At 65.9% G+C, this 17992-nt stretch carries 15 protein-coding genes and 1 pseudogene; 10 read left to right on the top strand and 6 right to left on the bottom strand.

All coding sequences use genetic code 11. The features are described 5' to 3' along the window. Positions 1-120: 120 nt before the first annotated feature. A pseudogene (locus tag MNQ99_RS11255) lies at positions 121-1112 on the bottom strand (IS481 family transposase). A gap of 139 nt (positions 1113-1251) precedes the next feature. Between MNQ99_RS11255 and MNQ99_RS11250 the strand changes: the two are divergent. Then, positions 1252-1692, top strand: coding sequence for a YybH family protein (locus MNQ99_RS11250; protein ID WP_241913009.1), 441 nt, complete (start codon positions 1252-1254; stop codon positions 1690-1692). A gap of 41 nt (positions 1693-1733) precedes the next feature. Here the strand turns inward: MNQ99_RS11250 and MNQ99_RS11245 are convergent, their stop codons facing one another. After that, on the bottom strand, positions 1734-2399 hold the full coding sequence (locus MNQ99_RS11245) for an alpha/beta hydrolase family protein (protein ID WP_241913008.1): 666 nt from the start codon (positions 2397-2399) through the stop codon (positions 1734-1736). A gap of 51 nt (positions 2400-2450) precedes the next feature. Here MNQ99_RS11245 and ligD point away from each other — a divergent pair, with 51 nt between their 5' ends. Further along, complete coding sequence (ligD, locus tag MNQ99_RS11240; RefSeq protein ID WP_127514632.1) at positions 2451-3473, top strand: non-homologous end-joining DNA ligase; 1023 nt, start codon at positions 2451-2453, stop codon at positions 3471-3473. 6 nt (positions 3474-3479) lie between these two features. Here ligD and MNQ99_RS11235 read toward each other — a convergent pair whose 3' ends face one another. Together MNQ99_RS11235 and MNQ99_RS11230 are read right to left on the bottom strand one after the other, a co-directional pair. Further along, positions 3480-4100: an L-threonylcarbamoyladenylate synthase gene (locus MNQ99_RS11235; protein ID WP_241913007.1), complete on the bottom strand. Its 621-nt coding sequence runs from the start codon at positions 4098-4100 to the stop codon at positions 3480-3482. A 105-nt stretch (positions 4101-4205) separates the two neighbouring features. Continuing rightward, positions 4206-4565 carry a nuclear transport factor 2 family protein gene (locus MNQ99_RS11230; RefSeq protein WP_127514627.1) on the bottom strand — a complete coding sequence of 120 codons (360 nt, stop codon included), beginning with the start codon at positions 4563-4565 and terminating at the stop codon, positions 4206-4208. Positions 4566-4736: 171 nt separating this feature from the next. Here MNQ99_RS11230 and MNQ99_RS11225 point away from each other — a divergent pair, with 171 nt between their 5' ends. The 4 genes from MNQ99_RS11225 to MNQ99_RS11210 all read left to right on the top strand — a co-directional run bounded on the left by MNQ99_RS11225 (position 4737) and on the right by MNQ99_RS11210 (position 8952). Further along, a complete protein-coding gene (locus MNQ99_RS11225) occupies positions 4737-6110 on the top strand; it encodes an inorganic phosphate transporter (protein WP_241913006.1) in 1374 nt (457 codons plus the stop codon). Then, positions 6107-6331, top strand: a complete 225-nt coding sequence (locus MNQ99_RS11220) for a hypothetical protein (RefSeq protein WP_127514623.1) — start codon at positions 6107-6109, stop codon at positions 6329-6331. The genes MNQ99_RS11225 and MNQ99_RS11220 overlap by 4 nt, the downstream gene beginning before the upstream one ends. Before the next feature lie 26 nt (positions 6332-6357). After that, complete coding sequence (locus tag MNQ99_RS11215; protein ID WP_241913005.1) at positions 6358-6906, top strand: dihydrofolate reductase family protein; 549 nt, start codon at positions 6358-6360, stop codon at positions 6904-6906. A gap of 360 nt (positions 6907-7266) precedes the next feature. Beyond that, positions 7267-8952 (top strand): HNH endonuclease, encoded by a 1686-nt coding sequence (locus MNQ99_RS11210; protein WP_241913004.1) that lies wholly within the window; start codon positions 7267-7269, stop codon positions 8950-8952. A 43-nt stretch (positions 8953-8995) separates the two neighbouring features. On the opposite strand, the gene MNQ99_RS11205 is transcribed toward MNQ99_RS11210, so the two are convergent. Continuing rightward, positions 8996-9493 (bottom strand): hotdog fold thioesterase, encoded by a 498-nt coding sequence (locus tag MNQ99_RS11205; protein ID WP_127514619.1) that lies wholly within the window; start codon positions 9491-9493, stop codon positions 8996-8998. Here MNQ99_RS11205 and polA point away from each other — a divergent pair. The 4 genes from polA (at position 9492) to MNQ99_RS11185 (ending at position 16832) form a co-directional block, all read left to right on the top strand. Continuing rightward, positions 9492-12266 carry a DNA polymerase I gene (gene polA, locus MNQ99_RS11200; RefSeq protein WP_277883543.1) on the top strand — a complete coding sequence of 925 codons (2775 nt, stop codon included), beginning with the start codon at positions 9492-9494 and terminating at the stop codon, positions 12264-12266. The two genes, MNQ99_RS11205 and polA, sit on opposite strands and share 2 nt — an antisense overlap. A 208-nt stretch (positions 12267-12474) precedes the next feature. Then, positions 12475-13785: a GNAT family N-acetyltransferase gene (locus MNQ99_RS11195; RefSeq protein ID WP_241913003.1), complete on the top strand. Its 1311-nt coding sequence runs from the start codon at positions 12475-12477 to the stop codon at positions 13783-13785. Between the two features lie 229 nt (positions 13786-14014). Next, the gene (rpsA, locus tag MNQ99_RS11190; RefSeq protein WP_241913002.1) at positions 14015-15487 is read left to right on the top strand and encodes a 30S ribosomal protein S1; all 1473 of its coding nucleotides are present in this window, start codon (positions 14015-14017) and stop codon (positions 15485-15487) included. Between the two features lie 238 nt (positions 15488-15725). Continuing rightward, entirely contained in the window at positions 15726-16832 is a 1107-nt protein-coding gene (locus tag MNQ99_RS11185; protein WP_241913001.1) for a M20/M25/M40 family metallo-hydrolase, read from the top strand. A 12-nt stretch (positions 16833-16844) separates the two neighbouring features. Here MNQ99_RS11185 and MNQ99_RS11180 read toward each other — a convergent pair whose 3' ends face one another. Continuing rightward, entirely contained in the window at positions 16845-17987 is a 1143-nt protein-coding gene (locus tag MNQ99_RS11180; protein WP_241913000.1) for a LuxE/PaaK family acyltransferase, read from the bottom strand. Positions 17988-17992: the final 5 nt, after the last annotated feature.

The following is a 17992-nucleotide window of genomic DNA, read 5'->3' as shown; positions in this document are numbered from 1 at the left end:
GCGAGGCGCCTCATCGGCGGAGGCAGCATCCGCGCCGGAGTGATGGGCGTGTCTGGGTGGCCGGTGAGACCATGACCGTGTCAACGGCCCACCAGCGCCGACGGCCTTGGGCCGGAGGCGCTAGCTGTACTGACCAGAGACGTTGGTTAAGCGGCTGATGGGTGGCTGGTTCCCGGTTGCGGTGTGGGGCCGATGATGATTGTACTCATGGATCCACGTCGGCAGGGCCTCGCGGCGGACGGTCTCGCTGCCGTAGAACTTGGCGTAGGCCCATCCGTCGTTCAGGGTCCGGTGGAATCGCTCGATCTTGCCGTTGGTTTGGGGCCGGTAGGGCCGGGTCCGCTTGGGTGTGAGCCCAGCTCGGTGCAGGCATCGCGCCAGGCATGGGAGCGATAAGCGGACCCGTTATCGCTCAAAACCCGCTCCACGGTGGCGTCCCTGGCCGCGAACCAGGCCACGGCTCGCTCGAGCACGGCGATGGCCGTCAATGACTTCTCGTCGTCGTGGATCTCGGCGTAGGCGACACGCGAGTGGTCATCGATCACTGTGTGCACGAAGGCGGTGCCCATCTTCGGGTTGTGGTGGGCGCTGCGGGGTTTCCCGGGTGTCGCCACACGGTTCTTTTCCCCCTGCTCCCGGCCGACGAACCGGTGGCCGCCGCCGTCGGGGATGTTGCCGAACTTGGTGACATCCACGTGGATCATCGCCCCGGGATAAGGATGTTCGTAGCGGCGGATCGGCTCGCCAGTGACGCGGTCGATGTAGCGCAGCCGGTTGATCCGGCACCGCACCAGCACCGCGTGCACGGTTGACGCGGGCAGACCGAGACGGTAGGCGATCTGGACCGGGCCCAGGCGCTTGCGCCAGCGCAGGGCCACGATCTTCTTGACCACGGCCTGTGGGGTGCGGTTTGGGCTGGTGCGGGGCCGGCTGGGCCTGTCGGCCATGCCGTCCTTGCCGTGGGCGCGGTAGCGCTCTGCCCAGCGTTTGGCCGTGGGCCAGGAGACCATGTACTGCTTTGCCGCGGTAGCCACGCTCCATCCCTGGTCGACGATGAGCCTGGCGAGTTTCAAACGTGCTTTAGGGGTCAATGCTGCATTAGCGTGGGACATGAAGGCCTCCTGTTTGTGAAGCGGTTTCTTAGACAGCTCCACTCCACATCAGGGGGCCTTCGTCATCCCATCAATTCAGATCGTGTCGTCACACGAATTCAACCAACCTGCCTGGTCAGTACAGCTAGTAGGAGGAATCATGTCTTGGTCCGGTCTTGATCCGATCGTTGAGCGCTACCATCACGCCTTGGATGCGTTCGTCCGGGGGGACCCTGCGCTCCAGGAGGAACTGTTTTCGAGCCAGGACGACGTGACGCTCGCAAATCCGCTTGGCCCTCCCGCCCGGGGCAGGGACCAGATCGAGCAGACCATGGAGCGTGCGGCTTCCTTGCTCAGGGAGGGCGAACCCAACCGGTTCGAGCGGGTGACCGCGTACGCCGGGACGGACTTGGCCTACATGGTGGAAATCGAGCGGACCCGCGCGAAGGTCGGCGGCTCCGGGGATATGCTCCCGGTATCACTGCGGGTCACGACGGTGTTCCGGAAGGAGGACGGCCAGTGGAAGGTTGCCCACCGTCATGCGGATCCAATAACCTCCCCGCGGACGATCGACACCATTGTCGATATCGATCAGTCGTAGCCCCGGCTGTGTGCTGAAGACGGTCCGGGTGCCGCTGAACGTCAGCGGTGTGAGCGCAGGAATTCCGTCACGGGCGCCGCCAAGGAGGCGCCGACGTCGTCCGCTGAACGTTTGAGGCCCTTCACGCTGAAGGAATGGTCGCCGCCTTCCTGCCAGTCCAGAACTGCGTTCGGCCCGATCCGGTCGACGACGGATTCGAGCAGTTCGCGGGTGGCGAAGGTGTCCCGGGTGCCCTGCAGGAAGAGCATCGGCAGCGTCAGGCCGTACAGGTGTTCGTCGCGGAGCTTCTCCGGCTTCCCCGGCGGGTGCAGCGGATAGCCCAGGTAGACCAGGCCGGCGGCGGGCATGCCCTCCGCCACGGCCATGGACGCCATCCGGCCGCCGAAGGATTTCCCGGCCGCCCACAGCGGCTCGCCGTCGGAACGTGCGGCAGCTTCCTGCATGGCCGCGCGCCACGCCTCGATGGCGGCCGGCGGCCGGTCAGGGAACCGCTTGCCGGCCTCCCGGTAGGGGAAATTGAAGCGCAAAGTGGCAACGCCGTCGTCGTTCAATGCGCGGGTGAAGCCGGACAGGAACGGGTGATCCATGCCGGCACCGGCGCCGTGGGCCACCACCAATGTGGCCACCGGGGCATCCGGCCGGGCATAGACGCCGGAGACGGTGCTCTGGCCGACGTCGATGGACACATGTGACTCGCGGACTTGCATGCTCCCATCATGCCCTCGCCAGAAGACACATGTGTATGTTTAGGTGTTCCCATGGCCAGCGAACAAACAACGCTGACGGTCGATGGACCGCACGGTGAGCGTGAGGTACGCATCTCCAGCCCGAGCCGCGTGATGTGGCCCGACCTCGGCATCACCAAACTGGATCTGGCGCGCTACATCGCCGAGGTGGGGGAGGCATTCATCCGCGCCAACGGCGACCGCCCGGTGTCCCTGCAACGGTTCTCCGACGGGATCGACGGCGAGCAGTTCTTCTCCAAGAATCCGCCCAAGGGTGCTCCGGACTTTGTCCGTTCGGTGATGGTGGTTTATCCGAGCGCCCGATCGCACCCGCAACTGGTGCTCGATGAGCCTGCCGCCGCCGTCTGGGCGGTCCAGATGAACACCGTGGTGTTCCATCCGTGGCCTTCCCGGGCCGAGGACTCCGACAACCCCGATCAGCTGCGCATCGACCTCGATCCCCAGCCGGGGACGTCCTTCGACGATGCCATCCCGGTGGCCATCGAGCTGAGGTCGGTGCTGGCCGAGGCCGGACTTGAGGCCTTCATCAAGACGTCCGGCAACCGCGGGCTGCATATGTTCGCCCCGATTGAACCAACGCACGAATTCCTAGATGTGCGCCACGCCGTTATTGCGGCCGCGCGCGAGATTGAGCGGCGGATGCCGAAGCAGGTGACCACCTCCTGGTGGAAGGAGGAGCGCGGCGAGCGGATCTTCGTGGACTTCAACCAGGCCAACCGCGACCGGACCATGGCCGGTGCCTACAGCCCGCGGGCGCTGCCACACGCCTCGGTTTCCTGTCCGATCGACTGGGACGAGCTGGAGACGGCGGACCCGAAGAATTTCACCATTGCCACGGTGCCGGACCGCCTGAAGTCAACCGGTGACCCCTGGGCGAAAATGCACGATAACCCGGGCAAGATCGACGTCCTGCTGCAGTGGTGGGAACGCGACCTCGCCGCCGGACTGGGGGAGATGCCGTTCCCGCCGGACTATCCGAAGATGCCGGGCGAGCCACCGCGGGTCCAGCCCAGCAGGGCGCGCAAGAAGGACTGACCCGGCCTACTCGAACCGGGACGGGTCGCCGGCGCCGTGGCGGACCACCTCGGCGGCGCCGCTGGAGAAGTCGACGACGGTGGACGGTTCGGAGCCGCAGTCGCCGGCGTCCACTACCGCGTCCACCACATGCTCCAGCCGCTCCTTGATCTCCCAGCCCTGGGTCATCGGTTCGTCCTCGCCTGGCAGCAGCAGCGTGCTGGAAAGCAGCGGCTCGCCCAGTTCCGTCAGGATGGCCTGGACTACGTTGTTGGCCGGAATACGGACACCGACCGTCTTTTTCTTCGGGTGCAGCAACCGGCGGGGAACTTCCTTGGTGGCCGGCAGGATGAAGGTGTAGCTGCCGGGCGTGGCCGCCTTGATACTGCGGAAGACCTTGTTGTCGATGTGCACGAACTGGCCCAGTTGGGCAAAGTCCTTGCAGACAAGGGTGAAGTGGTGCTTGCCGTCCAGTTGGCGGATGGTCCGGATCCGGTCCAGGGCGTCCCGGTTGCCCAACTGGGCACCGAACGCATAACAGGAGTCGGTCGGATACACGATCAAAGCGTCGGACCGGACAAGGTCCACAATCTGGCCTATCGACCGGGGTTGTGGGTTCTGTGGGTGGACGTCGAAGTATCTCGCCATTCCCCGAGCTTACGACCCCGGGCGCTGGTTGATCCACGAGTTGATCCACGAGCAGTTGGTGCACGGGGTGATTCCACGGGCTGCGGCCGGCTCGACCGTACGGCGTCAGGAGGCGTTCGACTGGTCCATCCACCACTCGGTGAAATGCGTCGCGTGGCCTTCGCCGTCGAGGCGGATCACCCACAGATTGCTGTACGTGGGTCCATCCCGATACACCGTCGTTCCCTCCACCACGGAAACGCCGTCGGCCACCGCGACTTCGTGCCACTCGAAGGTCGCGGCGTCGGGTTCGTCCTTGCGTGCCAGCCACTCCCGGACAATGTTGTCCCGACCGCGCCACGGCGCCGTCCACGGGTCGGGCCGGTACTCGGCGTCGGTGGTGAACAAGGCTCCGATCTGGTCCGGATCGTTGGTCTCCCACGCCTGCCGGTAGGCCGTGATCCACGTCGCAGTTTTCGCGTCCATCCCACCGTTGTACTGCGGCGCTCCGAGGCGGGCAAGCCCAAGCGGACCCGGCCCGGTTTGCGAGGCCTCGGCAGCGCTCTACAATCGGAAGGCGGCTCGCCGATAGGTTGCGTTCACAACCCCGGCCCGGTGAACTGACGATGAATTCTTCCAACAAGATTGGGTAACTAGGTGGACCTCACCTTCATAGTCGCGCTCGTCGTCGTGCTGGCGCTGTTCTTCGATTTCACCAACGGCTTCCACGACACGGCGAACGCGATGGCCACGCCGATTGCCACCGGGGCAATCAAACCCAAGACCGCCGTGGCACTGGCAGCCGTGTTGAACCTGGTGGGCGCGTTCCTCTCCACGGAAGTGGCCAAGACCGTGTCGGGCGGACTCATCCGCGAGGGCGAGGGCGGCATTCAAATCACGCCGCTGATGATCTTTGCCGGGCTGATCGGTGCGATCGTGTGGAACATCATCACGTGGCTGCTGGGCCTGCCGTCAAGTTCCTCGCATGCCCTCTTCGGCGGGCTGATCGGTGCTGCCATCGTCGGCGCCGGCTTCCAAGCGGTGGACTACGGCGTTGTGGTGTCCAAGGTGCTGCTGCCGGCCATCCTGGCGCCGCTGATTGCCGGAACCGTGGCGTATCTGGCGACCAAACTCGCCTACTGGATCACCAAACGGGACGAGAGCGCCTCCAGCCCCAAACGCGGCGGTTTCCGCTACGGCCAGATCTTCTCCTCTTCGCTGGTGGCCCTGGCACACGGAACCAACGACGCGCAGAAGACCATGGGCGTCATCACCCTGGTGCTGATCGCGGGCGGTTTCCAGGCCGCAGGCACCGGCCCGGAGTTTTGGGTCATCCTGTCCTGTGCACTCGCCATCGCCATCGGCACCTACTCCGGCGGGTGGCGGATCATCCGCACCATGGGTTCCGGCTTGACCGAGGTCAAGCCCGCCCAGGGCTTCGCCGCGGAGTCCTCCACGGCGTCGGCCATCTTGGCCTCGTCCCATCTGGGCTTCGCGCTCTCGACCACCCAGGTAGCCTCCGGTTCGGTGATCGGGTCCGGGCTGGGCCGCAAGGGTGCGAAGGTCCGCTGGGACACCGCCGGGCGCATTGGCATTGGCTGGCTGCTGACCCTGCCGGCGGCCGGCGGCATCGGCGCGCTGGCCGCGTTCATTGCGCACCTGGGGATGGTTGGCGTCGTGATTGACGCCGTTGCCGGCGCGGTGGTGATCGGCCTGATGTACATAAGGTCCAAGCGCAACCAGATCGGTCATGACAACGCCATCAGCGACGTCGATCAGGCCGGTGAAGTCGTCAGGATCAAGCGGAAGAAGAAGCGCAAGGCCACCGCCAAGAAGCGGGCCAAACAGCTGGCCGCACTTTCGGCAGGACCCCTCGAGCCGACGGCTAGTCCCGAAGAGGCAGGCCGACCCGATCAGGTAGCCGGCCGGAAGCAAGCGGGCCGGAAGCAAGCTACGGCGGCCGCCGCTCGGCCCGCCAAGATAGGGACCACAAGCAACCAAGACGGCACCGATGTAGGGGTGGAACGATGAACATCGACTGGCTGGCATTTCTGATTGTTGCCGTCGCGACCCTCGTTTCGGCACTGCTCGTGGTCGGTTCCTACGGCCTCGGCGTTCGCCTGCTGGCCGTGGCATCCGACGCGCCCGAGTCGCGCCGCCCCGCCTACCGCGGACTGGCTTACCTGAGCTTCGCGGTGGCTGCCGTGGCTGTGGGCTACGGCATCTACTTGATCGTGCCCGCCTTTCACTAGGCCCTCCCGCTGGCTAGCATGGGCCCATGGCCCGGACTATCTACTATGTCGGCAGCTCGATGGACGGGTATATTGCCGACCGCAGGAACAAGCTTGACTGGCTGATGCAGTTCAACGACGCCGCCGGCGTCCAGGACAGCATCGAAACGTTTATGGAGCGCGTCGGCGTGATTGTGATGGGCTCCGAGACGTACAAATTCCTGCTGGAACAGGCGCCGGATGCCTGGGCCTACGGCTCAACTCCCACGTGGGTTTTCACACACCATGAACTGCCGGGCATTAGCGGGGCTGACATCACGTTTGTGCGCGGTGACGTCGATATCTTCCATCCGAGCATCTGCGCCGACGCAGGGGAGAAAGACATCTGGCTGATAGGCGGCGGTCAGCTCGCTGCCCAATACGCGTCCGCCGGGCTTCTCGATGAACTGATTCTCACCCTGGTCCCGGTCGCGCTGGGCGGCGGCCAGCCGCTACTACCTGTCTCACGCACGACGGCGCCGGCCCGGCTTCGTGCCACCCGCGCCTTGGGCGATTTGGTGGAGTTGCACTACGACCTCACGCCCGCCAGCAGTTGAGCTGTGCTGGTCGCTCAGGTGAAACCTAAGGTTCCGCTGCCTGCGGGCGAGGTTCTCTCTCGGGCGCACCCATGCCGATGAGGTTTGCCGGTCCTGTCCCGGGATCTGAAACAGGTAGTGCCGGTACATAGCGTGGCCTGCGCATGGATCCCGGCTGCCCCCGCTCCAGCCTCTTCCACTGCAGTTCCGCCCGGACCCGAGAATGTCCGACCCGGCTTATAGGCTGTTTTCAGTAGCAGTTCAGTACCAAACGTTGGCCACCGGGCAGGTTTTCCTGGTGGCGTCTGCGGGCTTTGTTCCGCGACCGTTCGTAGTCGATGCCGCGCCTCTTTAGGGCGCGCTGAAGATTGAGACGCACTCATGGTTGATCCGGCAGCACTTGAACCACCCGCAGCGGGCAACGGCTCGGCGATCGCGTTGCCGCCGGTCGATCTGGAGGCGCCTGCGGCCGGGTTGGTGGACCAGATCACCGCCAGGGAGAACGCGAAGGACGCGATCGCCGCGGAGCAGGCCAGGCTCATGGTCGCCCTGGATCAGCGGATCCGGGCCGAGCGGGCCGCCAAGGGCGTGCCCGCCGCCCGGCAGGGCGAGGGGATCGCCAAGCAGGTCGGGTTGGCGCGCCGGGAGTCACCGAACTACGGCGCTTTGCTGCTGGGCCGGGCCAAGGTGCTGGTCAACCAGATGCCGCACACGCTCCAGGCACTCGGGGCGGGGAGACTGAACGAGCATCGGGCGGCGATCCTGGTCAGGGAAACCGACTGCCTGAACCTGGAACACCGGGCGGTGGTGGATGAGGAACTGGCCGGGAACCCGGACCGCCTGCACGGGCTCGGGAACCGGCAGTTGGAAGCCGAAGCCAAACGCGCCGCCTGCCGGTTGGACCCGCACGCGGTGGTGAAGCGGGCCGCGAAGGCCGAAGCGGACCGGTATGTCTCCTCCCGGCCCGAACCGGATGTGATGGTCTCGGTCCGGACCCTGTTGCCGGTGGTGCAGGGGGTCGCGGTGATGGCCGCGCTGCAGCAGGAAGCGGACCGGCTGGCCAACGCCGGGGACCCGCGGACCCGCGGCCAGGTGATGGCCGATACCGTGTTTGAACGCGTCACCGGCCGTTCCACCGCCGACCCCGCCGCCCTGGAACTGCAGCTGGTGATGACCGACCGGGCGCTGCTGCAGGGCGAGAGGGAACCGGCCTGGCTCACCGGGTACGGCATCGTCCCGGCGCAGTACGCCCGCGACCTGATCCGCCTGCCCCAGGACCCGCAGGAGCTGGCCACTGCCGCTACCGGTGGGAATCAAGCCGGCCAAAGCCCACCGCCTCGGAACCCGTCCGGTCCACCGGGCAGCGGCTTCGGGCAGAAGGCTCCGCCTGGTGCGGGAACCGGGCAGAAGGCACCGCCGGCCGGGACGGAGCCGGGCTGGAAGACCGCCCGCGAGCAGGCCCGGCTGGTCAGGCTGCGGAACCTGAAGGTCGGCGGTGTGGAGGATGTCTGGATCCGGCGGCTGTATACCGCGCCGGGGACGGGGCAGTTGCTGGGCATGGACTCGAAGGCGCGGAAGTTCCCGGACGGGATCCGGCGGATGGTCATGGCCCGGGACGCGTTCTGCGGCGGTCCCTGGTGCGACGCGCCGATCCGGCACATCGACCACATCGTCGCCTGGTCCGAGGGCGGACCCACCACCCTGGCCAACGGGCAGGGGCTGTGTGAGCGCTGCAACCACGCCAAGGAAGCCGACGGCTGGTCCACCAAACCCATCGACGCACCCCGGCACAGCGTGGAAACCACCACCCCGACCGGCCACACCTACACCTCCACCGCACCACCCCTACCCGGCACGCTAGGGGCCGTCCCCGAAACCGGTGGCATGGACGCGCCGGAAGGCACCGAGCCGCGAGCTATCCAGGCGGTCCGTCACGCCTTGGCGGTGGTCAATGTCGCCATGCGACAAATGAATGCCGCGGACGATCCCCGCCCCGGCGTCAACGCTGAGAAGGGATGGGCCGTTGTTCGAAGTCCGTGGGGCCACATCGTCGGCGAAGCAGCCTGACTGCGGAGCACATCGTCACATGCGCATTCCCGGGGCGCTTGCGTCAGCGGTTATCGCGGATCATATTGGTGATCCGTGCCGTGGAGAGGCGACGTCCCTCGTCGTCGGTCATCACCACTTCATGGACTGTGAGGGATTGGCCCAGTTGGATCGCCGTCGCCGTTCCAGTGACCAGCCCGGACGAAACAGACCGGTGATGGCTGGCACCAACTTCAATCCCGACGGCGTGGCGCCCGGCGCCTGCGTGCAGCGCCGCGGCGAAGGAACCGAGCGTTTCGGCCAGCACAACGTGGGCGCCGCCGTGCAGGATGCCCGCCACCTGGGTATTTCCCTCCACCGGCATGCTGGCGACGATGCGCTGTGGTGTCATTTCGCTGAAAACGATGCCCATCTTGACCACCAGCGGACCGACGCCGGTATGCACGAGCCACCGGTGCAGGTGTTCCGGAACGCCGGCGTCGACGAGTTCTGCGATCGTCGCCCCAGCGGAGGCCTGCACGTGTTCGGGCACACCGCCGTCGGGTGTGAATTTGTCGCTCATGGGAACTAGGCTGGCAGGTGTGAGTGAATCTAACAAACCGGACGCAGCGACAGCCACTTTGGACACCGGCGGGGCCCCCGTGACCGGAGTAGAGGGCGAGTCTTCCGGCCCTCACCGCCTGTTGCTGATCGATGGACATTCCATGGCGTTCCGCGCCTTCTACGCGCTGCCGGTGGAGAACTTCTCCACGGATACCGGCCAGCACACGAATGCGGTCTATGGTTTCACTTCCATGCTGATCAAGATGATCGAGCAGCGCGAACCTACCCACGTTGCGGTGGCCTTCGACCTGGACACCCCCACATTCCGCACACAGGAGTATGCCGAGTACAAGGGTGGCCGGAACAAGACACCGGAGGAATTCCACGGCCAGGTGGACCTGATCGTCAAGGTGATGGAGGCGATGCAGATTCCCACCGTCACCCTTGACGGCTACGAAGCCGATGACATCATCGCAACGCTCAGCAGCCAGGCTGAAGACGCTGGGTGGGAAGTCATGGTGGTCTCCGGCGACCGCGATGCCTTCCAGCTGATCACCGACAAGGTCACCGTGCTGTACCCGAAGAAGGGCATCAGCGACATCCCGCCGATGGACAGCGCCGCGGTGGAGGCCAAATATTTCGTCCCGCCAAAGCGCTACTCCGACCTGGCCGCCCTGGTCGGCGAAACGGCCGACAACTTGCCCGGCGTTCCGGGTGTGGGTCCCAAAACCGCTGCCAAGTGGATCAACTTGTACGGCGGGGTGGACGGCATCCTGGAGAATCTGGATTCCATCGGCGGCAAGGTCGGCGAATCCCTGCGCGCCAATGTTGACTCGGTCAAGCGCAACCGGCGGCTTAACCACCTGCTGCGGGATCTGGAGCTGCCGGTGGAGCTGGAGCACATGGTGCTGCAGCACCCCGACCGCGCCGCCATCGAGGAACTCTTCGATGCGCTGCAGTTCAACACCCTGCGTAAGCGACTCTTCGACCTCTTCGGCGAGGAAGACGCCGTTCGTGAGACGGAGGTGAATGCCCCGGCTCATCAGGTGGTTTCGGAAGCGGCTGCGCTCAAGGAGTGGTTGGCGGAGTCCAACCAGCTGAACGTCGCCCTGCAGCTCGTGGCGGAAACCGCGGAAGGCGGGGACGACGCCGTCGGGCTGGCTTTGGTGGCGCACGCACGAGCGGCCTATGTGCCGCTGGCCTCGCTGGACGCCGAGGCCGAGCAGCTGCTGGCACACTGGCTGTCCGACCTGGACGCACCGAAGATCGTCCACGACTTCAAGTACGCCTACAAGGTTCTCTCGCGGCGAGGATTCGAGTTGCTGGGGGTGGTGGATGACACCGCCATTTCGGCCTATCTCATTCAGCCCGACCGCCGCAGCTACGAACTGGCTGACCTGGCTCAGTACCACCTGAAGATGTCCGTGGCGGCCCCCGATGCTGCCGCGAGCGGACAGCTGGAGCTTGGCCTGACCGAGGATGACAAGGCCGGTCCAGCCGTGGTCCAGGCGTTCGCAGCGCTGCAACTGAGCGAGCATTTCGCCGGACAATTGGTCGAGCGCGGCGCCAACCAGCTGATGGGCGGGCTGGACCTGCCGCTGTCGTTGGTACTGGCGCGGATGGAACTGGCTGGCATTGCGATGGACGCCGGCGCGCTGGACCGGCTGGTGGACGACTTCACGGTCACCATCGACGCCGCCAGCTCGGCGGCCTTCGGCATCATCGGCAAGGAAATCAATCTGGGCTCGCCCAAGCAGTTGCAGGCCGTGCTATTCGATGACCTGGGCCTGCCCAAGACCAAGAAGATCAAGACCGGTTATTCGACCGATGCCGACGCACTCAACGATCTGTTTGCCAAGACCGGCAATGAGTTCCTGGTCCAACTGCTGACCTACCGCGATGCCACGAAGCTGCGGCAGACGGTGGAAGGCCTGCGCAAGACGGTGGCGGACGATGGGCGGATCCACACCACCTATGCCCAGACGGTGGCCGCCACCGGACGGCTCTCCTCGATCAACCCGAACCTGCAGAACATTCCGGTCCGTTCGGAAGAAGGCCGGCGCATCCGGGAAGCTTTCGTCGTCGGCGAGGGCTACGAGACGCTGTTGACCGCGGACTACTCGCAGATCGAAATGCGGATCATGGCCCACCTGTCCGGCGACGAAGGCCTGATCGAAGCCTTCCGCTCCGGCGAGGACCTGCACCGGTTTGTCGGCGCACACATTTTCGGAGTCGCGCCCGAGGACGTGACCAGCGAGATGCGCGCCAAGGTCAAGGCCATGTCCTACGGCCTGGTGTATGGACTGAGTTCGTTCGGGTTGTCCAAGCAGCTGAACATCTCGGTGGACGAGGCCCGGACGCTGATGAAGGACTACTTCTCCCGGTTCGGGGCCGTCCGCGACTATCTGCGTGGCGTGGTGGACCAGGCCAGGGTTGACGGGTTCACCTCGACGATCGAAGGCCGGCGCCGGTACCTGCCGGATCTGGCCAGCGACAACCGGCAATTGCGGGAGATGTCGGAACGGGCGGCCCTCAACGCACCGATCCAGGGCTCCGCCGCGGACATCATCAAGAAGGCGATGCTCGGCGTCGCCCAAGAGCTGGAAAGTCAGGGGCTGAAGTCACGGATGCTGCTGCAGGTCCACGATGAACTGGTGCTGGAAGTGGCACCGGGGGAGCGGGAGCAGGTGGAGAAATTGGTGCGGGCCCAGATGGGCGGCGCAGCGGACCTGTCTGTGCCGCTGGATGTTTCGGTGGGCGTGGGCGCCAACTGGCAGGAAGCCGGCCACTAGCCGGCCTGATTCATGCGGGTGTGGCGAGGCGGCCGAGCAGGCCGCCCTCGGTCAGGTACGCCGTGACGGCAACCGCTATGGCTTCGGCCGCGAGCAGTGACACCAGAGGGCAACGTGACCGTCTTGCACCTCGGGCTTGTAGACATGGCACCTTCGGAGCACGGTGTGCTCTGGCGGAGCGGGGGACGTGCCGCTAGGCTCACAAACCGTGACCACCCACATGCAGGACAACCGACAGGACCTCCGCATCGAGCGATTTGCCGCCGGACTGGACGGCGATGCACCGGATGCCAGGACGCTCGGCTGGTTCGAGGCCGTCAGCTTCGGCTTCTACGACAAGAAGCCGGATCCGGCTGACGTCGCCGCCTACACGAAGGCCTACGGCGCCGATCGGCGTGTCCTCTGGGGCGCCTACGACGATTCGCCGCGCCCCGGCGTGTGGGACAACCAGGTACCCGTCGCCACCTACGCCACCATGGTCAACACCCTCAATGTGGGCGGCGGGCGGCTGATGGACACGCACCTCATTACCGCCGTGACCGTCCGGGCAACGCACCGGCGCCGCGGTCTGCTGCGGCGGATGATCACCGACGACCTGAAACACGCGGCCGACCAGGGGCTGGCGATGGCGGCCCTGACGGTATCCGAGGCCACCATCTACGGGCGGTTCGGTTTCGGTGCCGCCACGTTCACCCGTGAAGTGGAGATCGACGTCAGGGAGCGGTTCGGACTGCGTGCCCCGGCGACGGGCTCGATGGAGCTGGCCGAACCGGCTTCGCTCCAGGAGCTGGCGCCGGAACTGTTCAACCGGTTCCACATCCGCGTCCCGGGTTCCATTGGCCGTCAAGCCAGCTACGCCCTGCGCGTCTCGGGCCGCTGGAGCCAGGACAGCGCGGCGGAGGACAAGGCGCTGCGCGCGGCAGTCCATTACGACGGCGATGGCCGCCCGGACGGCTACGTCAGTTATCGCTTCGCCGGCTGGGAGAACAAGCCTTACACCGTGAAAGTGATTGATCTGGTGGCTGCCAGCCAGGCCGCCTACTTGGAACTGTGGCGCTATCTCGGATCGCTGGACCTGATGGAGCGGATCCAGTTCCCGCTCTGCCCGGAGCAAGATCCGCTGGCCTGGGGGCTGACGGACAGCCGAGGCTATGAGGTGAAGGCTGGGGAGGACGTCTTGTGGCTGCGCGTGCTGGACCCGGTGACGGTCCTGCAAACCAGGCCGTACGTTCACGACGGCGCCTGCACGGTGCGGATTAGCGATCCGTTGGACATCTGCGGCGGCGTCTACCGGCTCACCGTGCAGGACGGCCGCGGAACAGTCGACCGGCTGGCCTCGGACGCCGACGTCGACGCCGTCGTGCCGGTGGATTCGCTCGGCTCTCTCTTCCTCGGCGGGGTCCGGGCCAGGACGCTGGCGGCGGCCGGGCACTTCTCCGGGGCATCCGAGGAAACGGTCGACCGTCTGGACAGCCTGTTCGCCACGGACACCGCCCCGTACTGCATCACGCATTTCTGACGCGCTTTGCCCGAATTGGGGTAACCGGCTAGACTTATTGGGCGCGTAATGCGTATGGAGAGCCCCTTCCAACGGAGGGCAGGCTCCATGAGCTTCACCAAAATACATCAGTCCGTTTCCGTAAACGGCAATGCATCCCAGGGGCAGCAGCGGTTGAGTGCCGTTGTGCGCCGGGAGGCAGGGCAGTCACGGAACTTTCGAAAACTATCCACATCGGAGCCCCTACTACATGACCATCACCTCCACCGAGAAGCCCGGTACCCCGCAGGTCGCCATCAACGACATCGGTACCGCTGAAGACTTCCTCGCAGCCGTCGACGCAACCATCAAGTACTTCAATGATGGCGATCTGGTCGAAGGCACTGTCGTCAAGGTTGACCGCGACGAAGTCCTGCTCGACATCGGTTACAAGACCGAAGGTGTCATCCCCTCCCGCGAGCTTTCCATCAAGCACGACGTCGACCCGGGCGATGTAGTCGCCGTCGGTGACGAGGTCGAAGCCTTGGTGCTGACCAAGGAAGACAAGGAAGGCCGCCTGATCCTGTCCAAGAAGCGTGCTCAGTACGAGCGCGCTTGGGGCGACATCGAGAAGGTCAAGGAAGAGGACGGTGTTGTTACCGGCACCGTCATCGAGGTTGTCAAGGGTGGCCTGATCCTCGACATCGGCCTGCGCGGCTTCCTGCCCGCGTCCCTGGTCGAAATGCGCCGCGTGCGCGACCTGGCTCCGTACATCGGCCAGCAGATCGAAGCGAAGATCATCGAGCTGGACAAGAACCGCAACAACGTGGTGCTGTCCCGTCGTGCATGGCTTGAGCAGACCCAGTCCGAGGTCCGTTCCACCTTCCTCAACAAGCTGGAGAAGGGCCAGGTCCGTCCGGGCGTCGTCTCCTCGATCGTCAACTTCGGTGCCTTCGTGGACCTGGGCGGCGTCGACGGCCTGGTGCACGTCTCCGAGCTGTCCTGGAAGCACATCGACCACCCCTCCGAGGTCGTCGAGGTTGGCCAGGAAGTCACCGTCGAGGTGCTCGAGGTGGACTTGGACCGCGAGCGCGTGTCCCTGTCGCTGAAGGCCACCCAGGAAGATCCGTGGCAGACCTTCGCCCGCACCCATGCCCTGGGCCAGATCGTCCCGGGCAAGGTCACCAAGCTGGTGCCGTTCGGTGCGTTCGTTCGCGTCGAAGACGGCATCGAGGGCCTGGTGCACATCTCCGAGCTGGCCGTGCGCCACGTGGAGCTGGCCGAGCAGGTTGTCTCCGTCAATGACGAGGTCTTCGTGAAGGTCATCGACATCGACCTGGAGCGCCGCCGCATCTCGCTGTCGCTGAAGCAGGCCAACGAGGGTGTAGACCCCGAGGGCACCGAGTTCGATCCCGCTCTGTACGGCATGGCTGCCGAGTACGACGAGCAGGGGAACTACAAGTACCCGGAGGGCTTCGACCCGGAGACCAACGAGTGGCTCGAAGGCTACGAAGCACAGCGCGCCGCATGGGAGCAGCAGTACGCTGACGCCCAGGCTCGCTGGGAAGCGCACAAGAAGCAGGTTACTGCTTCGCTGGCTGAGGAAGCCCAGGCTCCGGGCGAGTCCGAGGCCGCACCGACCAGCTACTCCTCCGACGCCCCGGCGGCTCCGGCCTCCACCGGCGGCACCCTGGCTTCCGACGAAGCCCTGGCTGCACTGCGTGAGAAGCTGACCGGCGCGTAACAACTGCGTCAACGGCGTCGGAACCATCCGGCGCTCACGGAACCCCCGTACCTCTCAGGTGCGGGGGTTCCGTGCCGTTGGGCCCAGCTCGACGGGGCCGGACCCACGTTACAAAGAGACCAGGACCCAGCCCCGTCCCGCCGGCGGTTATTTCGGGCAACTAGTTCTTCCCGCGCGGGACCCGCAGGGCGTAGCATGAGCCCACCAGCGTCCAGGACGCAGACTTGGGGGAGCCCACATGCGTGGTGCAGCATCCGTACCGCCGCGTTTCCAGAACCATCCTCATCGAGGCACCCGGCTATGGGCCGTTGCGCTGTGCGCGGCACTGGTCGGCGGCGTTGCCGCCTGTTCAGACGAGCCGCGGCCGCCTGTGCAGGTGGATACCCCGCCGGACCCGTCTTTCGTGCGCGAGGTGGTAAAGCCCAGTGCGCTGAGGCGGCACCTGGAGGCGCTGCAGGCGGCGGCAGATGCGAACGGCGGGAACCGGGCCGATGCCACCGGGGGCTACGAGGCATCCGCGGCGTACGTCGAGGAGCAGCTGCGCGCGGCGGGGTACGAACCGCGGCGGCAGGAGTTCAGCTACGGCCGGCGCAACCCCGTGGACGCGTTCAACATCCTGGCCGACACCGACACCGGCAGCGGCACCGGCAGCGGCTCAGGGGGCGTGCTGGTGCTCGGCGCGCACCTGGATTCGGTGGAGGAGGGGCCCGGACTCAACGACAACGGCAGCGGGGTCGCCGCAGTGCTCGAGGTCGCGCTGCGGCTCGCGGAGCAGGGCGCCGTGTCGCGGGATCGGATCCGATTCGCGTTCTGGGGCGGTGAGGAAGACGGAATGCACGGCTCGGAACACTACGTCGAGGAGCTCTCCGGCGCGGAGTCCGCCGCACACGTCGCGTACCTGAACGTCGACGTGGTGGGCTCGCCGAACGGGGTCGTGTTCGTGTATGACGGCGACGCCTCGGACAGCGAGGAGGCCGGGCCCGAGGGGTCGGGCGCCGTCGAACAGGTCTTCCTCGACATCCTGAGCGCCGAGGGGGTCGAGGCGCTGCCGTTTGGGTTCATCGAGGATTCGGACTACGACGCGTTCGTACAGGGCGGTATCCCGGCCGGGGGCCTGTTCACCGGCGATGCGGGGACCAAGAGCGAGGCCGAGGCGCTCACGTTCGGCGGGCAGGCCGGGGATCAGTACGACGAGTGCTACCACCAGGCCTGCGACACCATCGACAACGTGGACATGGCCGTGCTGGAGCAGATGACCGAGACCCTCATCAGCGCGACGGTCTCGCTCGGCGGCATCGAGGGAGGCCTCGCCGAGGGCACGCCAACGGAGCAGGGCGCCGGCTGAGGTGCCGCGGACTCAGGCCTTCACGAGAGCCGGCGCCTCATCGTTGGCGGCGGTGCGGGAGTCGAGGTAGCGCTCGATGCTGACGGGGCAGTTGCCAAGCCCGCCGCCCTGCCCCCGACCGCGGAAATTGATCACCTGGCCGGTTCGCCCGCAGCCGCAGGTGCCGGTCTCGACGTCGCCCACGTCGTCGGTGAGCAGGAAACCGGGGTAGCTGGTGTTGAGGGCGTCCAGTATGGCGATGGTGCCGGAGCCCCCCGGAGCGAGCTCCTTGCCGACCTGGCCTGGGTCCCGGATGGAGATGTAGCACCACGGCGGGACGTGCTTGCGATGCAGGTGGCATTCGACAGCGAGCATGTTCGACTCGATCATCCCGTACATGTCGCGCACGTTCCCCGGGCGCACGGCGAGCAGGTCGTGGCACCGCTGACGGAAGTCTTCGGCAGGGATGGCATCTGCCGTGTGCCGCTTCCAACCGCCGAGAGTAATGATCATGCTGTACGGGTCCAAGCGCATGGTGATTCTCTCCTGCTCGAGGAACCGGAGAAGCCGGCCGATGAGGAACGGCGGACCGATGATGTGCCGGGTCATATGGCCCTTCCACCGGCTCAGGTGCTCCAGGGCCGCCCTGGCATCGAACGCTTGGTCGGCAACGAGGTAGGCGTGGTGGTCGAAGACGCTGTTGAGGATGTTGAAGTCCTTGAGCAGACCCATCTCCGAGGCTTCGGCGTCCGTCGGGTTCAAGAAAAGGCCCGCGCCCCCTGACAAGTTGAAGAACTCCCGATAGGTCCCGATCAGGCCAACCAGCGCCCGGGTCATGGTCTCGCTGTTGCGGCGGGCGACGGACTGGACACCGTGGGTTCCGCTGGATTGGGTCTCGGTCTCGACGTCGGCCAGGGAGCAGGTAAGCAGCACCTGGGCGTCGGGACGCTTAAACATGCCGACCGGCAACAGGGGCAGGTCTTGCAGGTCGTTAATGTCGTTGATCGCGGCGGGATCGACTCCCAACGCATCACACTGGGCACGGTAGAAGCCGTTTCTCGCTTGGTGGTAGATCGCGGCGTCCCGCAGGACATCTGTGACCGATAGTGCCCAGTCATCAGGGGACTGGACGTGTGCCTGGGACACATTCCCCAGCATCTGCGCTAACGAGAGCATTGTGT

This window comes from Arthrobacter sulfonylureivorans, assembly GCF_022637435.1.
GTDB classification, from domain to species: Bacteria; Actinomycetota; Actinomycetes; order Actinomycetales; family Micrococcaceae; genus Crystallibacter; species Crystallibacter sulfonylureivorans.
This window is presented reverse-complemented; position numbering and strand designations above follow the sequence as displayed.